At 63.1% G+C, this 20421-nt stretch carries 20 protein-coding genes; 8 read left to right on the forward strand and 12 right to left on the reverse strand.

Annotation, left to right across the window (positions count from 1 at the left end; all coding sequences use genetic code 11):
• Window position 1 precedes the first annotated feature (1 nt).
• From YQ44_RS11950 to YQ44_RS11960, 3 genes are read right to left on the reverse strand one after another with little or no spacing between them, the layout of a single operon-like run.
• The gene (locus YQ44_RS11950) at window positions 2-1192 is read right to left on the reverse strand and encodes a hybrid sensor histidine kinase/response regulator (RefSeq protein WP_071323575.1); all 1191 of its coding nucleotides are present in this window, start codon (window positions 1190-1192) and stop codon (window positions 2-4) included.
• A complete protein-coding gene (locus YQ44_RS11955; protein WP_071323576.1) occupies window positions 1189-2067 on the reverse strand; it encodes a CheR family methyltransferase in 879 nt (292 codons plus the stop codon). Before YQ44_RS11955 ends, YQ44_RS11950 begins: the two co-directional genes overlap by 4 nt.
• 43 nt (window positions 2068-2110) lie before the next feature.
• Entirely contained in the window at window positions 2111-5608 is a 3498-nt protein-coding gene (locus tag YQ44_RS11960) for a response regulator (RefSeq protein ID WP_071326429.1), read from the reverse strand.
• A 318-nt stretch (window positions 5609-5926) separates the two neighbouring features.
• On the opposite strand from YQ44_RS11960, the gene YQ44_RS11965 reads away from it, so the two are divergent.
• Window positions 5927-6379: an Hsp20/alpha crystallin family protein gene (locus tag YQ44_RS11965; RefSeq protein ID WP_071326430.1), complete on the forward strand. Its 453-nt coding sequence runs from the start codon at window positions 5927-5929 to the stop codon at window positions 6377-6379.
• 138 nt (window positions 6380-6517) lie between these two features.
• On the opposite strand, the gene YQ44_RS11970 is transcribed toward YQ44_RS11965, so the two are convergent.
• On the reverse strand, window positions 6518-7864 hold the full coding sequence (locus YQ44_RS11970) for an MFS transporter (RefSeq protein WP_071323577.1): 1347 nt from the start codon (window positions 7862-7864) through the stop codon (window positions 6518-6520).
• Between the two features lie 217 nt (window positions 7865-8081).
• On the opposite strand from YQ44_RS11970, the gene cyoA reads away from it, so the two are divergent.
• The 7 genes from cyoA (at window position 8082) to YQ44_RS12005 (ending at window position 14873) form a co-directional block, all read left to right on the forward strand.
• On the forward strand, window positions 8082-9065 hold the full coding sequence (gene cyoA / locus YQ44_RS11975; RefSeq protein ID WP_083411786.1) for a ubiquinol oxidase subunit II: 984 nt from the start codon (window positions 8082-8084) through the stop codon (window positions 9063-9065).
• Between the two features lie 92 nt (window positions 9066-9157).
• Entirely contained in the window at window positions 9158-11161 is a 2004-nt protein-coding gene (gene cyoB / locus YQ44_RS11980) for a cytochrome o ubiquinol oxidase subunit I (RefSeq protein WP_070253477.1), read from the forward strand.
• Complete coding sequence (gene cyoC / locus YQ44_RS11985) at window positions 11154-11792, forward strand: cytochrome o ubiquinol oxidase subunit III (RefSeq protein ID WP_071323578.1); 639 nt, start codon at window positions 11154-11156, stop codon at window positions 11790-11792. Before cyoB ends, cyoC begins: the two co-directional genes overlap by 8 nt.
• Window positions 11789-12175, forward strand: a complete 387-nt coding sequence (cyoD, locus tag YQ44_RS11990) for a cytochrome o ubiquinol oxidase subunit IV (RefSeq protein WP_071323579.1) — start codon at window positions 11789-11791, stop codon at window positions 12173-12175. The genes cyoC and cyoD overlap by 4 nt, the downstream gene beginning before the upstream one ends.
• Window positions 12172-13014: an SURF1 family protein gene (locus tag YQ44_RS11995; RefSeq protein ID WP_071323580.1), complete on the forward strand. Its 843-nt coding sequence runs from the start codon at window positions 12172-12174 to the stop codon at window positions 13012-13014. The genes cyoD and YQ44_RS11995 overlap by 4 nt, the downstream gene beginning before the upstream one ends.
• A complete protein-coding gene (locus YQ44_RS12000; RefSeq protein ID WP_071323581.1) occupies window positions 12998-14347 on the forward strand; it encodes an ATP-binding protein in 1350 nt (449 codons plus the stop codon). The genes YQ44_RS11995 and YQ44_RS12000 overlap by 17 nt, the downstream gene beginning before the upstream one ends.
• Entirely contained in the window at window positions 14337-14873 is a 537-nt protein-coding gene (locus tag YQ44_RS12005; protein WP_071323582.1) for a response regulator transcription factor, read from the forward strand. The genes YQ44_RS12000 and YQ44_RS12005 overlap by 11 nt, the downstream gene beginning before the upstream one ends.
• 8 nt (window positions 14874-14881) lie before the next feature.
• Here YQ44_RS12005 and YQ44_RS12010 read toward each other — a convergent pair whose 3' ends face one another.
• From YQ44_RS12010 to YQ44_RS12045, 8 genes are all read right to left on the reverse strand, one after another.
• Window positions 14882-15304, reverse strand: coding sequence for a DUF4019 domain-containing protein (locus YQ44_RS12010; protein WP_083411787.1), 423 nt, complete (start codon window positions 15302-15304; stop codon window positions 14882-14884).
• A 93-nt stretch (window positions 15305-15397) separates the two neighbouring features.
• Window positions 15398-15892, reverse strand: coding sequence for a GNAT family N-acetyltransferase (locus YQ44_RS12015; protein ID WP_156894802.1), 495 nt, complete (start codon window positions 15890-15892; stop codon window positions 15398-15400).
• 182 nt (window positions 15893-16074) lie between these two features.
• Window positions 16075-16590 (reverse strand): GNAT family N-acetyltransferase, encoded by a 516-nt coding sequence (locus YQ44_RS12020; RefSeq protein ID WP_071323583.1) that lies wholly within the window; start codon window positions 16588-16590, stop codon window positions 16075-16077.
• Window positions 16587-16952, reverse strand: a complete 366-nt coding sequence (locus YQ44_RS12025) for a hypothetical protein (RefSeq protein WP_071323584.1) — start codon at window positions 16950-16952, stop codon at window positions 16587-16589. Before YQ44_RS12025 ends, YQ44_RS12020 begins: the two co-directional genes overlap by 4 nt.
• 28 nt (window positions 16953-16980) lie before the next feature.
• Window positions 16981-17781 carry a phosphonate ABC transporter, permease protein PhnE gene (phnE, locus tag YQ44_RS12030; protein WP_071323585.1) on the reverse strand — a complete coding sequence of 267 codons (801 nt, stop codon included), beginning with the start codon at window positions 17779-17781 and terminating at the stop codon, window positions 16981-16983.
• Entirely contained in the window at window positions 17778-18614 is an 837-nt protein-coding gene (locus YQ44_RS12035; protein ID WP_071323586.1) for a PhnE/PtxC family ABC transporter permease, read from the reverse strand. Before YQ44_RS12035 ends, phnE begins: the two co-directional genes overlap by 4 nt.
• On the reverse strand, window positions 18608-19420 hold the full coding sequence (locus YQ44_RS12040; RefSeq protein WP_071323587.1) for a phosphonate ABC transporter ATP-binding protein: 813 nt from the start codon (window positions 19418-19420) through the stop codon (window positions 18608-18610). The genes YQ44_RS12035 and YQ44_RS12040 overlap by 7 nt, the downstream gene beginning before the upstream one ends.
• Before the next feature lie 126 nt (window positions 19421-19546).
• Window positions 19547-20413 (reverse strand): putative selenate ABC transporter substrate-binding protein, encoded by an 867-nt coding sequence (locus YQ44_RS12045; RefSeq protein ID WP_071323588.1) that lies wholly within the window; start codon window positions 20411-20413, stop codon window positions 19547-19549.
• Between the last annotated feature and the right edge of the window lie 8 nt (window positions 20414-20421).

A 20421-nucleotide genomic window follows, 5' to 3' on the forward strand; every position in this document is an offset into this window, starting at 1 on the left:
CTCAGCTTCCTGCCAGCGGCAGGGTGACGCTGAACAGGGCGCCATTGCCGGGCTGGCTTTGCAGGGTGATGGCGCCGCCGTGTGCATCGACCAGCTGCTTGGTGATGAACAGGCCCAGGCCCAGGCCGCCCGAGCGGTCCTGGTACATGACCCGCTCGAAGGCGTCGAAGATGCGTTCCTGGTCCTTGGCGCCGATGCCGATGCCATGGTCGCGCACTTCGATGACGGCGCTGTTCTGCGTGTGCGCCAGGCTGATTTCCACGGGCTGGCCCTGGCCGTAGCGCAAGGCATTGCTGATCAGGTTGACAACGATCTGTTCCACGCGGAAGGCATCCCAGTAGCCGTGGATGGGCTCGAAGGCCAGCACTTCGAGCACGCTGCCCGTCGTCGCCGCATAGTGGGCCAGATCGTCGGCCACGCGGCGCACGAGGCACGCCAGGTCGACCGGCTCGCGGCGTATCGACAGCTTGCCGCTGGTGATGCGCGAAACGTCGAGCATGTCGTCGATCAGGCGCACCATGCTGCGGATCTGGCGCCCGTCGCGGGCCACCATCTTGTTCAGCTTATCCGCTTCGAAGGCGGCCAAGTTGCCCCGCTCCAGGTTGACGGTGCGCATCTGGGTTTCCAGGAACAGGGTGTTCAATGGCGTGCGCAATTCGTGCGCCACCATGGACATGAATTCGTCGCGCAGGCGCAGCGAGCGCTGCAGTTCGGCCTGGGTGGCGCGCAATTCCTTGAGCAGCGCTTCCTGCTGCTGGCGGCTGTACTCGAGCGCCTGCACCTGGCGCCGCGTTTCGTTGCGCTGCTGGTGCAGGGCGACAAACACGTTGACCTTGCTTTGCACGGCATTGATGTCGAGCGGCTTGTGCAGGAAGTCGACGGCGCCGCTCTCATAGCCCTGGAAGGCGAAATTCATTTCCTTGCCGGCCGCCGTGACGAAGACGATGGGGATGTGGCGCGTCTTTTCCGTGCCGCGCATCAGTTGCGCCAGCTCGAAGCCATCCATTTCCGGCATTTGCACGTCGAGGATGGCCAGCGCAAAATCGTGTTCGAGCAGCAGGGCCAGCGCTTCCTCGCCCGAGGAGGCCTGGTAGACGCTGCGGTCGCTCTCGCGTATCAGGGCATTGAGCGCGCGCAAGTTTTCCGGCAAGTCGTCGACGATTAATAATTTGGTACTGGTTTCAGTCATCATGTGTCATTCCTGGCATGGCTTTGCCGTCCAGCGTAAGAGGGCGCGGCGCGCGATGGCGCGCGTTTGCGGTAGAGTTTTTCGACGCCGGGCAATGGCTCGAACTCGGTGGAGAAACGGGTGAAATGCGGACTTTCCTTGCTGCCCAGCCCCAAGAAGCCCCGGTGGCACAGCGATTCATGAAACAGGCCCAGCGCCCGGTCCTGCAGCTGCTTGTTGAAGTAGATCAGTACATTGCGGCAAAGCACCAATTGCGTTTCAACAAAGACGCTGTCCGTCGCCAGGCTATGGTCGGCGAAATTGATCTTGTCGAGCAGTTGCCGGGGGAAGCGCGCCGTGGCGTGCTCGACCGTGTAGTACTCGGCCAGCTGGCCCAGGCCGCCAGCTTCCCGGTAGTTGTTGCCATACTCTTCCATCCGGTGCAGCGGATACGTGCCGCGCACGGCCGTGGCCAGCGCTTGCGGGTTGATGTCGGTGGCGTAGATGCGGCTGCGCTCGAGCAAGCCTTCCTCGTGCAGCACGATGGCCAGCGACAACGCTTCCTCGCCCGTGCAGCAGCCGGCCACCCAGATGGTTGGCGACGGGTAGGTTTTCAGCACGGGCACGACATCTTCGCGCAAGGCGAGGAAAAAGGCCGGGTCGCGGAACATTTGCGTGACGGGCACGGTCAAAATCTGCAGCAGCCGGCCAAAGGCGGCAGGGTCTTCTATCACCAGCTGCTGCATGGCGGGCAGGTCCGCGCACTGGAAGCGGTCCAGGGCATGGTTCAGCCGCCGGCGCTGCGAGGGCAGCGTGTAGTCGCGGAAGTCATAGCTGTAGCGCTGATAGATGGCTTCCATCAGCGCCTGCAGTTGCGCATCCGTGTGGCGCGCGGACATCAGTGCCGCTCCATCCTGTGCGAAACAGGCGAAAGGCGCGCCATCACATGCGTTCCATCTTCGGCATCCACACGCGCAGCAGCGAGTACAGGCGGTCGAGGTCGATCGGCTTGGCCAGGTAGTCGGAGGCGCCCGCCTGCAGGCACTCTTCCTGGTCGTTCTTCATGGCCTTGGCCGTGATGGCGATGATGGGCAGCTTGTTGTAGCGGCCGTCGGCGCGTATCAAGCGCGTCGCTTCCAGGCCATCCATGCCCGGCATCATGACATCCATCAACACCAGGTCGATATCGTCCACGCTATTGAGCTTGCTGATGGCTTCGAAGCCGTTGCGGCCGATTTCCACCACCACGCCTTTCTGTTCCAGCGCATTGGTCAGGGCAAAGATATTGCGCACGTCGTCGTCGACCAGCAAAATCTTGCGGCCTTCGAATACGCGTTCGCGGCTGCGCACCTGCTGCAGCATGCCCTGGCGTTCGCTCGACAGTTCGGACTCCACCTTGTGCAGGAACAGGGTCACTTCGTCGAGCAGGCGCTCGGGCGAGCGGGCGCCCTTGATGATGATCGAGCGCGAGTATTTCATCAGGTCCGCCTCTTCCTCGCGGCTCAGGTTGCGGCCCGTGTAGACGATGACGGGCGGGAACGAGCACAGTTCCTCGTGTTCCATGCGTTCGAGCAATTCGTTGCCCTGGATGTCGGGCAGCTTCAAGTCGATGATCATGCAATCGAAAATCTGCGTCTTCAGCAATTCCAGTGCCTGTTCGCCCAGGGCCACGGCCGTGATTTCCACGTCGTCGTCGCTGATCAGGTGCACCACGCTTTCGCGCTGGCGTTCATCGTCCTCGACCAGCAGGATGCGCTTCATCTTTTGCGTGAACTTCGATTCGAGCTTGCGGAACACGTCCTTCAGCTGTTCGCGCGTGCGCGGCTTGGTGGCGTAGCCGATGGCGCCCAGCTGCATGGCTTCCTGCACCTGGTCGTTGCCGGACACGATGTGCACGGGAATGTGGCGCGTCAGCGGGTTTTCCTTCAGCTGCTGCAAGACCAGCAAGCCGGGACGGTCCGGCAAGCCCATGTCGAGCAGGATGGCGTCGGGCAGGAACTGCTCGGCCAGGCGCAAGCCTTCGTCGGCGCCATGCGCCACCAGGCAGCGGTACTGCATTTCGTGGGCCAGGTCGAACAGGATGCCGGCAAACGAGGGCTCGTCCTCGATCACCAGCACGGAGCGCTGGCCGCTCTTGCCGGCCGGTACGCTGTCGCGGTCATCCTGGAAGGTGGCCAAAGGCACGGGCTTGGCGGCGGGCGCCGCTTTCGGCGCGGCGGCTACGGTGGCTGGCCGCGCCGCGGCAGGCTGGACGGTGACGGTAGCGGGCGCGAGGGCGTCCGGCGCCGCCGCGCGCTGCGGCATGGCCGGCGGCAAGACCAGGGTAAATGTGCTGCCCTGGCCAGGCGTGCTGGCCAGTTCGATGGTGCCGCCAAGCAAGGCTGCCAGGTCGCGCGAGATCGACAGGCCCAGGCCCGTGCCGCCATAGCGGCGGCTGGTGGTGCCGTCGGCCTGGTGGAAGGCGTCGAAGATCTTTTGCTGCTGGTCGTCGGCGATGCCGATGCCCGAATCCTGCACCTGGAAGCGCACGTTGCCGCCGTCATCGGTGCTCACCTGCAGGGCCACCGTGCCCGCATCCGTGAATTTGATGGCGTTCGACAGCAGGTTTTTCAGGATTTGCTCGAGGCGCTGGCGGTCGCTGACAAACGACGCGGGCGCATCCGGCGCCACGCTGACGTTGAAGGCGAGTTTCTTTTGCTGCGCCTGCGGACCGAACAGCATGCGCATGCTGCTCAGCAGTTCATCGAAGGGCACGGTGTCCGGCATCAGTTCCAGCTTGCCCGCCTCGACCTTGGAAATGTCGAGGATATCGTTGATGAGCGTCAATAAGTCGTTGCCGGCCGAATAAATGGTTTGCGCAAACGTCACTTGCTCGGGCGTCAGATTGCCGCCGCTATTGTCGGACAGCAGCTTGGACAGGATCAGCGAGCTGTTCAAGGGGGTGCGCAGTTCGTGCGACATGTTCGCCAGGAATTCGGACTTGTAGCGGCTGGCCCGCTGCAGCTCTTCGGCGCGCGCCTCGAGCTGGGCATGCGCCTGGACTATCGCCATGTTCTTCTGGTCCAGCGCCAGCGCCTGCACGGCCAGCTGCTCGTTCGACTGCTCGAGCGCCGCCTTCTGCTCTTCCAGGTGGGCCTGCGACTGCTCCAGCACGCGCGACTGCTCGCCCAGTTCCTCGTTGGCCGTGCGCAGCTCTTCCTGCTGCACTTCCAGCTCTTCATTCAGCTGCTGCGTTTCTTCCAGCACGTTTTGCAGGCGCTGGCGGTACAGCGCCGCTTCCAGCGAGGTGCCGACATTGGCGGCGATCAGGTTCAGCAATTCTTTCGCGCGCTGGCTGACGGGATGCGTGAAGCCCAGCTCGATCACGCCGTTGACGGCGCCCTCGTTGTTGACGGGGGTCAATACCAGTTCCAGCGGCGCGCCATGGCCCAGGCCGGACGTCACGGTCAGGTAATCGTGCGGCACCTGCTTGATGTGCTTGAGCCGTTTCTCGCGCGCCGTTTCGCCCACCAGGCCTTCGCCCAGCTTGAATACCTGCTTGTCCTTCACGCCCTGTTCGTTGAAACCGTAGACGGCCGTGCGGCGCAGGCTGCCGTCGTCATCGATTACATACATGGTGGCGACGGCCACGTCCAGGCGGTTGGCGAGGAAATCGAGCACTTGCCGTCCCAGTTGCGGCAAGGCCAGCTGGCCGCTCGTATGCGCGGCCAACTCCGTCTGCCCCGTGCGCAGCCAGGCCTGTTCCTGCAGCACGTCGTTATCCTTGCCGCGCTGTTCCAGCGCCTCATTGTAGATGTCGGACAGGCGCAGCAGTTCGCGCCGGCCCAGGTAGGCCAGCAGACCGGACAGTCCCAGGCTCAGGACCAGGAACACCACCACGGCCAGCACCGTGCGGCTTTCGGCCGTATCGCCGCGCTCCTGGCGCAAGCGCTGCTCCATGGACAGGAAGGACAGGAATTCGCGGCGGATCTCGTCAAATTCCAGCTTGCCTTCGCCCTGGCGCACGCGCGCGAGAAATTCCTGGTTGCTGCGGCGCTGCCCGATGACACTTTCCGCGTATTCCATCCACTGGTTTTGCAGCGCGCGGATGCGGCGCAGGCGGTCCACCTGGACGGGACTGTCGGAGACCAGCTCGAGCAGGGTATTCATCTCGACGGCGATCTTTGCCTTGCCCGATTTATACGGCGACAGGAAGGTCTCGTCGCCCGTCAGCAAATAGCCGCGCATGCCCGTTTCCAGGTCGACGGACAGCTTCATGACTTCATTCGCATTGCCGATGACCCTTTCGGAATGTTCGACCGAGCGCAGCGCCGACAGCAGGTAGGCGATCAGGCCGACGAATACGAGGGCCGTGACGACGCCGATGACCAGGGGCAGGGTGACGTTGCGGGCAAGGATGCGGCGAAAGCTGAAGGAGTCGATCGGGGTCTTGGTATTCATCATGTCCGGTAAGGGCTGGTGCAAAAAATCAATTTTAATGGAAATGCAAGTATTTATGCGGATTGCGCATAGCGTGCGCTAGCATAGCAGCCTTGCGCCAGTTTCATTGCTGTAATACTTGTGTATGCGAGGCAGCGAACAATGCGATGCGGGCCATGTTCAAGTTCGCCAGAAGTCAATGCTTGCACGTTTGATATAACGCAAAGAGTGCGCCGGTTTGCGTCCTAGTATGCAGATGGTGGTGGCGTCCGTGCGGATGGCAGCTTGCCGCGCGGCTGGCCACCGTGTGCAATGCCATTGCCCATGCAGGAGGACATCATGGCCAATCATCTGATCCACCGCGATCCGCTCAACCCGCTGGCGCGCTTCGACCCCTTCAGCGACATGGAAGAGCTGATGCGCGATTTCTTCACGCCGGCCCTGCGCCTGCGCGAAGGCGGCGCGCCGCGCATCCGTGTCGATATTTCCGAAACCGAACAAGCTTACCTGGTGCAGGCCGACATACCGGGTGTCAGCAAGGATGACATCAAGGTGTCGATCGACGGCAACCGGGTATCCATCGCCGCGGAACTGAAGAATGAACGCGAACTGCGCGATGGCGGCGGCAGGGTCGTGCGCAGCGAGCGCGAATATGGCCAGCAATACCGCAGCTTCGTGTTGCCGCATGAAGTGGAGGAAGCTGGCGCCCAGGCCCGCTATGAAAATGGCGTGTTGTTGCTGGACTTGCCGAAAAAGGCGGGCACGGGCGGCAGGCAGCTGGCGATACAGTAGCCGGCGCCAGCAGCGGGGCATGGCGCCGGTTCCGGCGCGGCCGGCGCGCAGGGCCGGCGACAAAAAAATGCGCCGGAAGAATCCGGCGCATGGTGTGCATTGCGGCATGCGGCAAGCGCACGCCTGTCTATATATATGTCAGTCGCGGATTTCCAGCGCCCGGTTCAGGCTCAGCGCGGCCAGCGAGGCGACGGCGCCCGACAGCAGGTAGAAGCTGACATAGGCGAGGCCGAAGTTGGCCGACAGGCCCAGCGCCACCAGCGGTGCGAAGCCGGCACCGACCAGCCAGGCCAGGTCGGACGTCAGGGCCGCGCCCGTGTAGCGGAAGCGGGCAGGGAAGTTCGCCGTCACGGCGCCGGCCGCCTGGCCGTAGGACAGGCCCAGCAGGCTGAAGCCGACGAGGATGAACACGTCCTGGCCCGTATTGCCGCCCCCCATCAGGGTCGGCACGAAGGCGCTGAAGATGGCGATCAGCACGGCCAGCACACCCAGGGTGGTGCGGCGGCCCACTTTATCGGCCAGCAAGCCGGAAATCACCACGCCGACGGCGGCCAGCACGGCGCCCAGCATCTGGATTTGCAGGAAATCCGGCGCAGAACGGGTCTGGTAGACGGAAATCCACGACAGCGGGAACACGGTAACGAGGTGGAACAGGGCGTAGCTGGCCAGCGCGGCGAGGGCGCCGATCAGCACGTTGCGGCCCTGGCCGCGGCTCATTTCAAACACGCTCACGGGCTGCAGTTCGCGCTCGTCGAGCAGGCGCGCATATTCATTCGTCGATACCAGGCGCAACCGGGCAAACAGGGCCACCACGTTGATGGCGAAGGCCACATAGAAGGGATAGCGCCAGCCCCAGTCGAGGAAATCTTCATCCGTCAGTGTGGTCAGCATGAACCAGAACAGGCCGGCGGCGATCAGGAAGCCGACGGGGGCGCCCAGCTGGCCCAGCATGGCGTACCAGCCGCGCTTGTTTTCAGGCGCGTTCAGGGCCAGCAGCGACGGCAGGCCATCCCACGAGCCGCCCAGCGCCACGCCCTGGCCGATGCGCAGCACGGACAGCCAGATGATGGCGGCAAAGCCCAGGTGCGAATAGGTGGGCAGGAAAGCGATGCCGGCCGTCGATACGCCCAAGAGGAAGAGGGCGAACGTCAGCTTGGCGCTGCGCCCCATGCGGCGCTGGATTTCCATGAAGATCACGGTGCCGAACGGACGGGCGATGAAGGCGAACGAGAAGATCAGGAACGCATACAAGGTGCCTTCCAGGCGCTCTTCGAAGGGGAAGAAGACGCGCGGAAACACCAGCACCGAGGCGATGGCGTAGACAAAGAAGTCAAAATACTCGGAAGCGCGGCCGATGATCACGCCGACGGCGATCTCACCGGGGTCGATATGCGATTCGACCGTGCCGGCCCCGCGTGCGTCGCGCAGGGAATGGGGGGAAAAGTCAGCGGGTACATCCCCGCTGTGTATGCGCGTGCTGGACATGATGATCGTCTCCAATATAGTTTCGAGTTCGGCCAACGCGTAACATACCCCGGGTGTCTCACGCCCGGAGTAGGACTATCCATCAGGTAGTCGTAGGAAAACTCCGTACGTACACAGTGAAAGTCCGAGCAAGGGGTAGGACAAAACGTCCAATTGCCAACGCGCTCCAGTGAGAATACAGTACCATATCTTCATCCCCTGTACTGGACTTTCCTGTATGTTTTCATTAAAAGTTCGTCGCGGACTGCTTCTTTTACCTCTCGCATTGTTGGCTGGTTGCAATACGGTGGTACTGAATCCGTCCGGAGACATCGCAGTTCAGCAAGGCAATCTGATTGTCATCTCGACATTGCTGATGCTGTTGATTATCGTTCCGGTAATCGCCCTGACCCTGCTTTTCGCATGGCGCTATAGAAAAAACAACACCGCGGCCAAATACGAGCCGGACTGGGACCACTCGACTCGCCTCGAGCTGATCATCTGGGGCGCGCCCCTGCTGATCATCATCGTGCTGGGCCTGCTGACCTGGATCAGCACCCACACCCTCGATCCTTATCGTCCGCTGAGCCGTATCGACGCCAACCGTCCGATTCCTGCCAGCCACAAGCCGATGATCGTCGAAGTCGTGGCGCTGGACTGGAAATGGCTGTTCATCTACCCTGAGCAAGGCATCGCTTCGGTCAATGAACTGTATGCGCCAGTCGACCGTCCGATCCGCTTCAAGATCACCGCCTCGTCCGTCATGAACTCGTTCTTCATCCCCGCACTGGCAGGTCAGATCTACGCCATGCCGGGCATGGAAACCCAGTTGAATGCCGTCATCAACAAGCCAGGCGTGTATAAAGGCTTTTCCGCCAACTACAGCGGTGCCGGTTTCTCGGGCATGCGCTTCAAGTTCCATGGCGTGAACGATGCGGACTTCGACAAATGGGTGGAATCGGCACGTGCCGGTGGCGGCGCGCTGAACCGCGACGACTACCTGACGCTGGCCCAGCCGAGCGAGCGCGATCCCGTGCGCCGCTACAGCGCGGTACCTAGCGATCTGTACAAGGCAATTTTGAACCGCACCATCGTTTCCGACGCCCTGTGCGTGACGCCGGTCGAGCCATACAAACTGGCGGTGGCAAATAGCCCGGTAGCGGCCGTAACGGCAGTAGTCGCTAGCGATGCAGTGGTTGAAAAGGGCGTTCAAGCCAAGTAACGACTGCATGAATCCCGCAGCGCATAAGTACTTAGCGCTGCAGATACTGGCGCCGCTTGCCTGGCGCCTCCCTTTTTTCTCTGAGAGTAACAATGCTAGACCATATTGATCTGACGAAGCTTATATTCGGCCGTCTGACTTGGGATGCAATTCCATTTCACGAACCTATCCTGCTGGTGACCTTTGCCATGGTTGCCCTGGGCGGTATCGCACTCGTTGCGGCACTGACGTATTTCCGCGTCTGGGGTACCCTGTGGCGCGACTGGATCACCAGTATCGACCATAAAAAAATCGGTATCATGTACATGATTCTGGGCCTCGTCATGCTGCTGCGCGGCTTTGCCGACGCGCTCATGATGCGTACCCAGCAGGCCGTCGCCTTTGGCGACAATGCCGGCTTCCTGCCACCGCATCACTACGACCAGATCTTCACCGCCCACGGCGTGATCATGATCTTCTTCGTCGCGATGCCTTTCGTGACGGGGCTGATGAACTACGTGGTGCCGCTGCAAATCGGCGCGCGCGACGTGGCTTTCCCTTTCCTCAACAACTTCAGCTTCTGGATGACCACCATGGGCGCCGCCCTGGTCATGGCCTCGCTGTTCGTCGGCGAATTCGCCCGCACGGGCTGGCTGGCGTATCCACCGCTGTCGGGCATCGTCGGCAGTCCGGACGTGGGGGTAGACTATTACATCTGGTCCCTGCAGATTGCCGGGGTCGGGACGCTATTGTCCGGTGTCAACCTGATCGCCACCATCGTCAAGATGCGCGCGCCCGGCATGACCTGGATGAAAATGCCCGTCTTCACCTGGACCGCACTGTGCACCAACATCCTGATCGTCGCCGCCTTCCCGGTGCTGACGGCCGTGTTGGCCATGCTGTCGCTGGACCGCGTTGCCGGCTTTAACTTCTTCACGACGGAACTGGGCGGCAACGCCATGATGTACGTCAACCTGATCTGGATCTGGGGTCACCCGGAAGTCTACATCCTGATCCTGCCGCTGTTCGGCGTGTTCTCGGAAGTGGTCGCCACGTTCAGCAGCAAGCGCCTGTTCGGCTACGCCTCGATGGTGTACGCCACCTGCGTCATCATGATCCTGTCCTACCTGGTCTGGCTGCATCACTTCTTCACCATGGGTTCAGGCGCCAGCGTCAACTCCTTCTTCGGCATCACGACGATGATCATTTCGATCCCGACGGGCGCGAAGATCTTCAACTGGCTGTTTACCATGTACCGCGGCCGTATCCGTTTCGAACTGCCCATGCTGTGGACGATCGGCTTCATGGTCACCTTCACCATCGGCGGCATGACCGGCGTGCTGCTGGCCGTACCACCAGCCGACTTCGTGCTGCATAACAGCCTGTTCCTGATTGCCCACTTCCATAACGTGATTATCGGCGGCGTGGTCTTCGGCGTCTTCGCTGCGATCAACTACTGGTACCCGAAAGCCTTCGGCTACAAGCTCGATGCGTTCTGGGGCAAGTGCTCGTTCTGGTTCTGGTTCGTCGGCTTCTACCTGGCCTTCATGCCGCTGTACGTGCTGGGCCTGATGGGCGTGACCCGTCGTGTCAACCACTTTGAAGATCCATCGCTGCAAATCTGGACCATCATCGCCTGGTTCGGCGCCGTCTCGATCGCCCTGGGCATCGCTTCCATGCTGATCCAGTTCTATGTCAGCTACCGCAACCGTCACGCCCTGCGCGACGTTACCGGCGACCCATGGGGCGGCCGTACGCTGGAATGGTCGACGTCGTCGCCACCGCCAGACTATAATTTCGCCTTCACGCCACAAGTGCACGAACTCGATGCATGGACCGACATGAAGAAACACGGTTACCAGCGTCCGACGTCCGGTTTCACGAAGATCCACATGCCGAAGAACACCTGGGCTGGTTTCGTGATCGCCGCGTTGAGCGCACTGGTTGGTTTTGGCCTGATCTGGCAAATGTGGCTCGTCGCCAGCATTGGCTTCGTGATCATGATGGTCACCATCATCGTCCATACCTTTAACTACAAGCGCGATTACTACATTCCTGCGGAAGAAGTGGTCCGTACCGAAGACGCTTATACTAAATTGCTGAGCAGCCATGTCTGATACCATCGCCCATAACACCGGCGCCGCTGGCGCCGCACCAAGCACGCGCAGCTACTTTGTGCGCGAGCACCACCCGGAAAACGGCAGCCTGCTGGGTTTCTGGCTTTACCTGATGAGCGATTGCCTGATCTTCGCCTGTCTGTTCGCCACGTACGCCGTGGTCGGCCGCAGCTACGCGGACGGCCCGACGGGCGCCGCGCTGTTCGACCTGCCGCTGGTGGCCGTCAACACGGCCATGCTGCTGCTGTCGTCGATCACCTACGGCTTCGCCATGCTGGCCATGCAGCGCAAGAATTTGCGCAGCACCCTGGTCTGGCTGGGCATCACGGGCCTGTTCGGCCTGGCCTTCCTGTCGCTGGAAATGTATGAATTCATGCATCTGATCCACGAAGGCGCCGGTCCGCAGCGCAGCGCGTTCCTGTCCTCGTTCTTCGCCCTGGTCGGTACCCACGGCTTGCACGTGACGTTCGGCGTGATCTGGCTCGTGACCTTGATGTTCCAGTTGAACAAGCATGGCCTGACGCCGGAAAACGGCCGTCGCATGATGTGCCTGTCGCTGTTCTGGCACTTCCTGGACGTCATCTGGATCGGCGTCTTCACCTTTGTCTACCTGATGGGAGTGCTGCCATGAGCGACCACCACACACACGGCGATAGCCACCACCATGACCATCACGATCATGGCAGCCTGAAAAGCTATGCCATCGGCTTCATCCTGTCGGTGATCCTGACGGCCATTCCTTTCTGGCTGGTGATGACGAAAGCCATCACCAACTCGGGCACCATGGGCCTGGTCCTGCTGGCGTTCGCGGCTGTTCAAGTCGTGGTACACATGGTGTACTTCCTGCACATGAACACCAAGTCCGAAGGCGGCTGGAACATGATGGCGCTGATCTTCACCATCATGATCGTGGGTATTGCCATGGCCGGTTCGCTGTGGGTCATGTACCACATGAACCACAACATGATGCCGGATCTGATGCCTGAGTACATGCATACGAAAACGGCTCCATGATGAGTCAAACGCGCCCAAGCAGCACCGGGCGCGCCCCGGGCGCCGCATCGCAAGATGCCGCGCCAGGCCCACGCGGCATGGCTGTGCATTATTCAAAAATTGCACTGGCCTTGCTGGCGGGGATCGTTTTTGCCGGTTTCTGTGCCCTGGGCACCTGGCAAGTCAAGCGCCTGTTCTGGAAGCTTGACCTGATCGAGCGCGTCGAACAACGCGTACATGCGCCCGCAACGGACGCACCTGGACCCGCAGCCTGGGCCAAGGTCACGCAGCAAACGGATGAATACCGCCATGTGCGACTCTCCGGTACTTATCTTCCCATTTTCAATACCCTGGTGCAGGCAACGACGGCACTGGGCAGCGGCTATTGGCTGGTGACGCCCTTGCGCCTGGCCGATGGCAGCACCGTGCTGGTCAACCGCGGCTTCGTGCCCAGGCGCGAAGGCATCGGCGCCAGCACGCCGGCCGGCATCGTCCACGTCGATGGCTTGCTGCGCATCAGCGAGACGGGCGGCGGTTTCTTGCGCGAAAACAGTCCTGCCACACAGCACTGGTATTCGCGCGACGTGGCCGCCATCGGCGCCTCGCACATGCTGAGCAACGTGGCGCCATACTTCGTCGATGCGAAGGCAAAGTCGGAAACGGCTGCGGACGCGCCCGTCGGCGGCCTGACCGTGATTTCCTTCCACAACAACCACCTCGTGTACGCCTTGACGTGGTTCGCGCTGGCCTTGATGGTGGCGGGCATCACGTGGTGGATCGTGCGCGAAGACAGGCGCCGCCGCGCGCGCCGTGCCGGTGGTAACAGCAGTCAAGAAAGCGACCATGCCGGGCAGGATTGAGATCCTGCCCAACCGCGAAGTGCTGGAGCGCGGTGCGGTAGCGGCCGAGATGGAACATCCGGCCGGCCACCAGAACATGAAGCTGCTGATCCAGCTGCGCTGGCTGGCCGTGATCGGCCAGATCAGCACGATCTTCGGCGTCGGCGTGGGACTGGGCATCGCCTTGCCCGTGCCCTACATGCTCGAAGTGCTGTCCTGCCTCATCGCCTTCAACCTGGCCAGCCTCTTGCGCTGGCACGAACGCCAGCCCGTCTCGAACACGGCGCTGTTCCTCGCCTTGCTGGTCGACGTCACCGTGCTGACGGCCCAGCTCTACCTGAGCGGCGGCATCAGCAACCCGTTCGCCTTCCTGTATCTGCTGCAAGTCATCCTCAGCGCCGTGCTGCTGGAAGTGTGGTCGACCTGGATCATGGTGGCCATCACCAGCCTGTGCCTGGCCGGCCTGGCCTTGCTGCCCGGCCCCCTGATCCTGCCGATCGACCCCGAGCGGGGCTTTTCCAGCCTCTACGTGCAGGGCTTGCTGATCTGTTTCATCCTGAACGCCGCCTTGCTGGTGGTGTTCATCACGCGCATCAACCGCAACCAGCGCGCCGGCGACGCCAAGGTGGCGGACTTGCGCCAGCGCGCGGCGGAAGAAGAGCACATCATCCGCATGGGCTTGCTGGCATCGGGCGCCGCGCACGAGCTGGGCACGCCGCTGGCGACCCTGTCCGTCATCCTGGGCGACTGGCGCCGCATGCCGGAATTGAGCAAGAACGGCGAATTGCTGGAAGAAATCACGGAAATGCAGGCGCAGTTGCAGCGCTGCAAGAGCATCGTCAGCGGCATCCTGTTGTCGGCAGGTGAGGCGCGCGGCGAATCGTCCGTGAAGACGACGATCAACACCTTCCTCAACGACCTCGTGGAAGAATGGCGCACGAGCCGGCCCATCCACGATTTCGAGTACGATAACCGCATCGAGCACGACGTGCCCGTCGTCTTCGATTCGACCCTGAAACAAACCATCTGCAATGTGCTCGACAATGCGCTGGAAGCGTCGCCCGACTGGCTGCGCTTCGAAGCGACGCGCGAAGCGGACGCCTTGCACCTGGTGATCACCGATGCGGGCCCCGGCTTCGAGCCGTCGATGCTGACGCACCTGGGCAAACCGTATCAAAGCAGCAAGGGCAAGCCCGGCGGCGGCCTCGGCCTGTTCCTGGTGGTCAACGTTGCGCGGACCTTGGGCGGCACGGTGACGGCGCGCAACCGCGTGCAGGGCGGGGCGGTGGTGCACCTGGCCCTGCCGCTGGCGGCCATCAAACTGGAAAGAGAAAGCGACCACCATGCAGGATGACCGTCTGTTACTGATCGTGGAAGACGACGCCGCGTTTGCCCGCACCCTGGGCCGCTCGTTCGAGCGGCGCGGCTACCAGGTCATCCTGGCCACCAATTTCGATGAAGCGAGCGCCTTGCTCGAGCAGCATTGCCCCGACTACGCCGTCGTCGATTTGAAGTTGAATGGCAATACCTCGGGCCTGGCCTGCGTGCAGATGCTGCACCAGCACGATCCGGACATGCTGATCGTCGTGCTGACGGGCTACGCCAGCATCGGCACGGCCGTCGAAGCGATCAAGCTGGGCGCCTGCCAGTACCTGGCGAAACCGTCGAACACGGACGATATCGAAGCGGCCTTCGGCCACGTGGCCGGCAACGCCGACATCGAACTGACGAGCCGCGCCACCAACATCAAGACCCTGGAATGGGAACGCATCCATGAAATGCTGGCCGAGACGGATTTCAATATCTCGGAAACGGCACGTCGCCTGGGCATGCACCGCAGGACCCTGGCGCGCAAGCTGGAGAAGCAGCGCGTCAAATAGGCTGGCGTTTAGCCGTTGATGTTATAGCCCGACACTTTCCAACTGGCATCTTTTTCCAGCACGGTCGTGATGGTTTCGCGCACGTCGGCCTTGTTTTCATACTGGCTCACGTAGTCGATGACGACCTTGTCCGGGCCCGGCTTGCCGGCCGGCGCCTTTTGCAGGGCGGCCGACTTCAGCTTGCGCGACTTGAACTCGCCCAGCGGCCAGTGCACGGCCGTGATCAGCATCTTCCAGCCCGACTTCGACATTTCGCTGCGCAGCGAGGCCGCGCTGCTGTCCCACGTGCCCGCATCGTCGCCCGCATCCATGCGCTTGAGCCAGCTGTTGGCGGCGACCTTGGCGGCCGCCACTTCCGAGGATTCCTGCGCCATGGCGGGCTGGGCGCCAAACAGGGCGGCGGCGACGAACATCGATGTGATGATTTTCATGGTGGTTCCGCAAGAGATTGAACAGGCACCAAGATTAGCGCCAAAGCCGGGCCCGGCATAGCGTTTTCTAAGGGGCGGTGCGGGCACGCAACATCAGGCCGGCGCCAGCCACGCCATCTTCTGCACCTGGATATGCGGGTGGCTCTCCAGCGCTTCCCATTCCGGCAGGAAGACAAAACCCTGCTTCTGGTAAAACGCCGCCGCGCGCGCGTTTTCCGGCGCCACGTCGAGCACCAGCCGCGCATGGCCAGTGGCCACGGCCTGCCGTTTCACGGCATCGACCAGGCCCTGCGCCACGGCCATGCCGCGGTATTCTCGCTGCACCCACATGGCGATCAGGTTGCACTCGCCGTTGCCGGCGACCACTTGCGCGGCGATGCCGATGGCGTGTTCGCCGTCAAAGGCGAGGAAAAACGTCCGCTGCGCCGTGCTGACGGCGCGCTGCCGCCAGTCCGCGTCGGCATAGGCGGCCGCGCTGGCATGGCTGACGCCAAAGGCGGTCGGCGCGTCGAGCAGCGAAGCGAGGCGCGTGGCTTTCAGGGCGGGCCAGTCGGCCGGGGTGGTGGGGCGGATGTGGATGGTGGTCAAACCAGGGGATTCCTTGTGGTGTGATGTTGCCGTGGACTATTTGCCAATATTAACAGCATCGCTGCCGCGTTCAAGCATTTCCGCACGCTAGGCGCCCGCCCAGGTGCTGGCTGAACCAGGCGAGGTGCTCTATTTGCTGTGGTACCTTGTCGTGACGGGAGTGCATGGGCTGTTTGGCCTGCTCAGCTCCTGGCATCGAAGGCCGGATGATAGGCGACATTCCCCGATGGCAGCGCCGAATCGAAAGCCAGCGCCTGGAAATATTCGGCCGGCACGCCCGGCAACACCAGCGCGCCGTGTGCCTGGAAGCCGAAGCGCCCGTAGTAGGCAGGCTCGCCCAGCACCACGCAGCCCGCCGCGCCCCGCTGGCGCAAGTCGTCCAGCAACTGCTTGATGAGCTCGCTGCCCACGCCTTGCTGCTGATGGCTGGGGGCCACTGAAACGGGCCCCAGGCCAAACCAGTGCGGCGCGCCGTCGCTGATGGCGACGGGCGAGGCGGCCGCGTGGCCGATCAGTTCTCCGTCCAGTTCGGCCACCAGCGAGACGCTCAGGGCGCCCGCGTCGCGCAAGGCTTTCACGATGAACTGTTCCGTGTGGTCCGTGTGCGCGGCGTGCAGGAAGGCGTCGCGCGTCAGCTGGTCGATGGCCCCGATGTCGGCCGCGGTTTCCTTGCGTATGATCAATGTACTGTTCCTCATGACTGGTCCCACACTTCAATGGTCAGGAGCTGGCCTGGCGCGCAGGCGGCGATGCGGTCCCCGTGCACGGTGATGCAGCCGGGCCAGCCCGTGGGCTGGTCGTGGGGAAAAACGCCATCCTGCGCGACGGCGATGCCGTTTTCCAGCAGGGGCAGGATGTCGCCCGCCAGCGCCGTGTAGCGGTTGGGAAAGCCGTTCGACGACAGCTGGGTTGCCTTGCCTTGTGCACACAGTTGCGCGATCCAGTCGGCGCCGAACAGGCCCGCTTCCCACGTGGCCAGGAACGCTTCCTTGTTGACTTTCGTCATATCGGCCATGCGTTGCGGCGTGTCTGTCGAAATGATGGTCCACCAGCCTGACATAAATGATTCCCTGTAATAAGTAAATGCTTCAGCGCGTCATGGCCCGGCGCAGCACATAGCTGAGGCCATCGACGGCCGCCACCATCAGCAGCATGGCGATGATGACGGTGGCGGCGCTCTGCATCTGGAACAGCGACAGATGGTATTTCAGCATCTGCCCCAGGCCGCCCGCGCCGACGACGCCGAGGATGGCAGCGGCGCGGATATTGTTTTCCCAGCGATACAGGGTGTAGGACATCATCTGCGGCCCGCACTGGGGCAAGGTGGCGTACAGGAAGGCCACGGCCGGGCGCGCCCCGTTGATGCGCAGGGTGGCGGCCGGCAGCGGCGGGCAATTCTCGAAGGCGTCGGCAAACAGACGTCCCAGCACGCCCACCGTGTGCAGCGCCAGCGCCAGGGTGCCGGCGAACGGGCCCAGGCCGGCGGCGATCAGCAGGATCGAGGCCCACACGAGTTCGGGAATCGAGCGCAGCACATTCAGGACGCCCCGTGTCGCGTTACGCGCCACGGCACCGAATCGGCCGCTGGCAGGCAGGGCCAGCAGGGCACCGAGTACGGCGGCAATCACCGTGCCGATAGCCGACATGGCCAGGGTTTCGAACGTGGCCACGCCCACTTTCACGAGGAAGGCGCCGGCCAGCTCGGGCGGGGCGAAGCCGTGCAGGAAGTCGGCCGTCGTGCGCAGCGCGTCCTGGCTGAAGAACTCGCCCCATTTCAGGGGCAGGGTGGCAAAGCTGGCAATGACGAGCAGTAACAAGCCGGCCAGCAAGGCCCAGGTCGACCAGCGCACGGGCGTGGAAACAGGCAGCATGGACGTGTCGTTCTTCATGCCAGCCTCCGGCGCAGCATGGCGGAGACGGCGTCGGCGCCCGCCACCAGCAATACGAATACCATCAGCATGGTGGCCAGTTCATTGCCTGCCATCATCTTCATCGATTCATCCATGCGCTGGCCCAGGCCGCCGGCGCCGACGAAGCCCATGACGACGGAACCGCGGATCGCGCATTCCCAGCGGTAAATCGTATACGACACGAGTTCGGCGGCCGATTCGGGCAGGGCGCCGTACAGCAGGGCCTTGAGGCGGCCGCTGCCGTTGTGCAGCAGGGCGTTGCAGGCGGCGGCATCCGACGATTCGAGGATTTCCGCGTAGACCTTGCCCAGCATGCCACAATAGGTGAGGGCGATGGCGATCACGCCCGCCGTCGGCCCCAGGCCGACGATGCGCACCAATAGCAATGCCCACACCAGTTCCGGCACGCTGCGCAGCAGTACCAGCACGGCGCGCACGCCGTGGCGCAGGGCGGCGGCCGGCGGCGACACGTGGCCGGAACCGATGCGCGAGATCGACAGCCGTTCCGTCACCAATAAGGTCAAGGGGATGGCGCCCAGCATGGCCAGCGCCATGCCGGCCGTCGCCATGGCGATGGTTTCCCAGCTGGACACAGCCACCAGGCGCAGGAATTCCAGCGAGTGCGCGGGCGGCACGAAGCTGGCGATGAAATTCCACGTCGCTTCCAGGCTTTGCGCGTCGAACAGGATCCACGGCTTGAACTCGGCCTGCACCAGCATCGGCCACAGCACGAGCAGCACGATGGCGGCGGCGCTCAGGCGGCCGCGCCAGGCGGGGTCGCGCGGCAGGGCGGCGTCGGCGGCCTTCAGCAAAGGGGCCTCGCGGCGTCCAGCCGCGCTTCCACGGCCTCGAATGCGGGCGCGGGGTCGGCCTGGTTGCGGTACAGCGCTTCGATCATGGCGTCGCTGACGTCGGCGCTGGCCGCATCGAACACCACCTTGCCGTCGCGCAAGGCAACGATGCGCGGGAAGCAGGCGCGCGCGATTTCCACCTGGTGCAGGCTGCAGATCAGCGTGGCATGACGCGCTTGCGCTTCCGCCTGCAGCACGGCGATCGTCTGCAGGGCCAGCGTGGGGTCGAGCGCGGACAGCGGCTCGTCGACGAGGAAAACTTCGGCATTCGAGACGAGCGCGCGGGCCATGCCGCAGCGCTGGCGTTCGCCGCCGGACAGGCGGTCGACGCGCGCATACAGCTTGTCCTGCAGGTTGAACTTGCCCAGGGCCACCCAGGCGGCGCGCGGGTCGATGGGCGCCAGCAGCGAACGGATGGCCGTCCACAAGCTCCATTGCGGCAACCGGCCCGCCAGCACGGCGTTGACGACGCGCTGGCGCGGCGGCAGCGGCGGCGTCTGCGGCGCCAGGAACAGGCGCGCGCGCAGGGCGTGGCGCTGCGCGCTGCCGATGTCCCACGGCGCGCTGCCAAGTATATTCAAGGTGCCCGCTGCGGGACGCAGCGCGCAGGCCAGCGTGTGCAGCAGGCTGGTCTTGCCGGCGCCGGAAGGGCCGATCAGGGCGATCTGTTCACCCGGCGCCACGTCCAGGCTAAGTTCGCGCAGGGCCAGCGCATTGCCGGCGGCGCCCGCGTGGTGGACGCTGACCTTGTGAAGTTGGAATGTCATGCGATGTTCGGTCTTGGGGAGGGGTGGTGTCGGATTACGCGGCTGGGCCGCTAATCCGACCTGCGCCATGCGATAGCAGCGCAGGTCGGATCAGTCCGCAGGACGTCATCCGACAGGTTTCAGCAGTTACTTCAACAGCTTCGCATCGCGCGCGGCCGCTTCAATATCCTTGTAGTTCTCGGCCTTGGTCGGGATGAACCGGGTGGCGCGCTGCAGCTCGAGGATTTCCTTGCCTTCGGGCGTGGACGGGTCCAGCGCCAGGAAGGCGTCCGTCAGCTTCTTGCGCACGACGGGATTCATGTCGGCGCGCACGCTCCAGTTGTAGTCGTAGTAGCCGGGCGTCGTGTAGAACACGCGCACCTTGGCCGGGTCGACCTTTTTCGCTTCCACCAGCTTTTCCCACACGGAGATATTCAGGGTGCCCGCATCGACCTTGCCGCCGGCTACGGCCGCCACGGTGGCGTCATGCGCGCCGGAAAACGCGATGCGCTTCATGTCCGTATCCGGGTTGATCTTGGCGGCCAGCAAGTAGTAGCGCGGCATCAAATGACCGGACGTCGACGATTCCGAGCCGAACGTGAAATTCTTGCCCTTCAGGTCGGACAACTGGTTGATGTCCTTGCTGGTGGTCACGAACACGGAGCGGAACTTCGTGTCTTCCTCGCGCTGTACCAGCGGCACGATCTTGCCGCCGCTGCGCACGTTCGCCTGCACGAAGGTGAAGCCGCCGAACCAGACCATGTCGAGCTTGTTATTGATCAAGCCTTCCACGGACGCCGCGTAGTCGGTCACGGGCGTAAATTCCACCTTCATGCCCAGCTTTTTCTCCAGGTAGCTGCCCAGCGGCTTGAACTTGCGCTGCAATTCCGTCGGCGCTTCGTCGGGAATGGCGGACACGCGCAGCACTTGCTGCGCCTGCGCCAGGCCGCTGTGGATGGCCAGGGTGGCGGCGACGGTGGCCAGGATGGCGGGGAATTTAGAGAACGTGGTCATGGGACTGC

This window comes from Janthinobacterium sp. 1_2014MBL_MicDiv (assembly GCF_001865675.1).
In the GTDB taxonomy this organism is placed as follows: domain Bacteria; phylum Pseudomonadota; class Gammaproteobacteria; order Burkholderiales; family Burkholderiaceae_D; genus Janthinobacterium.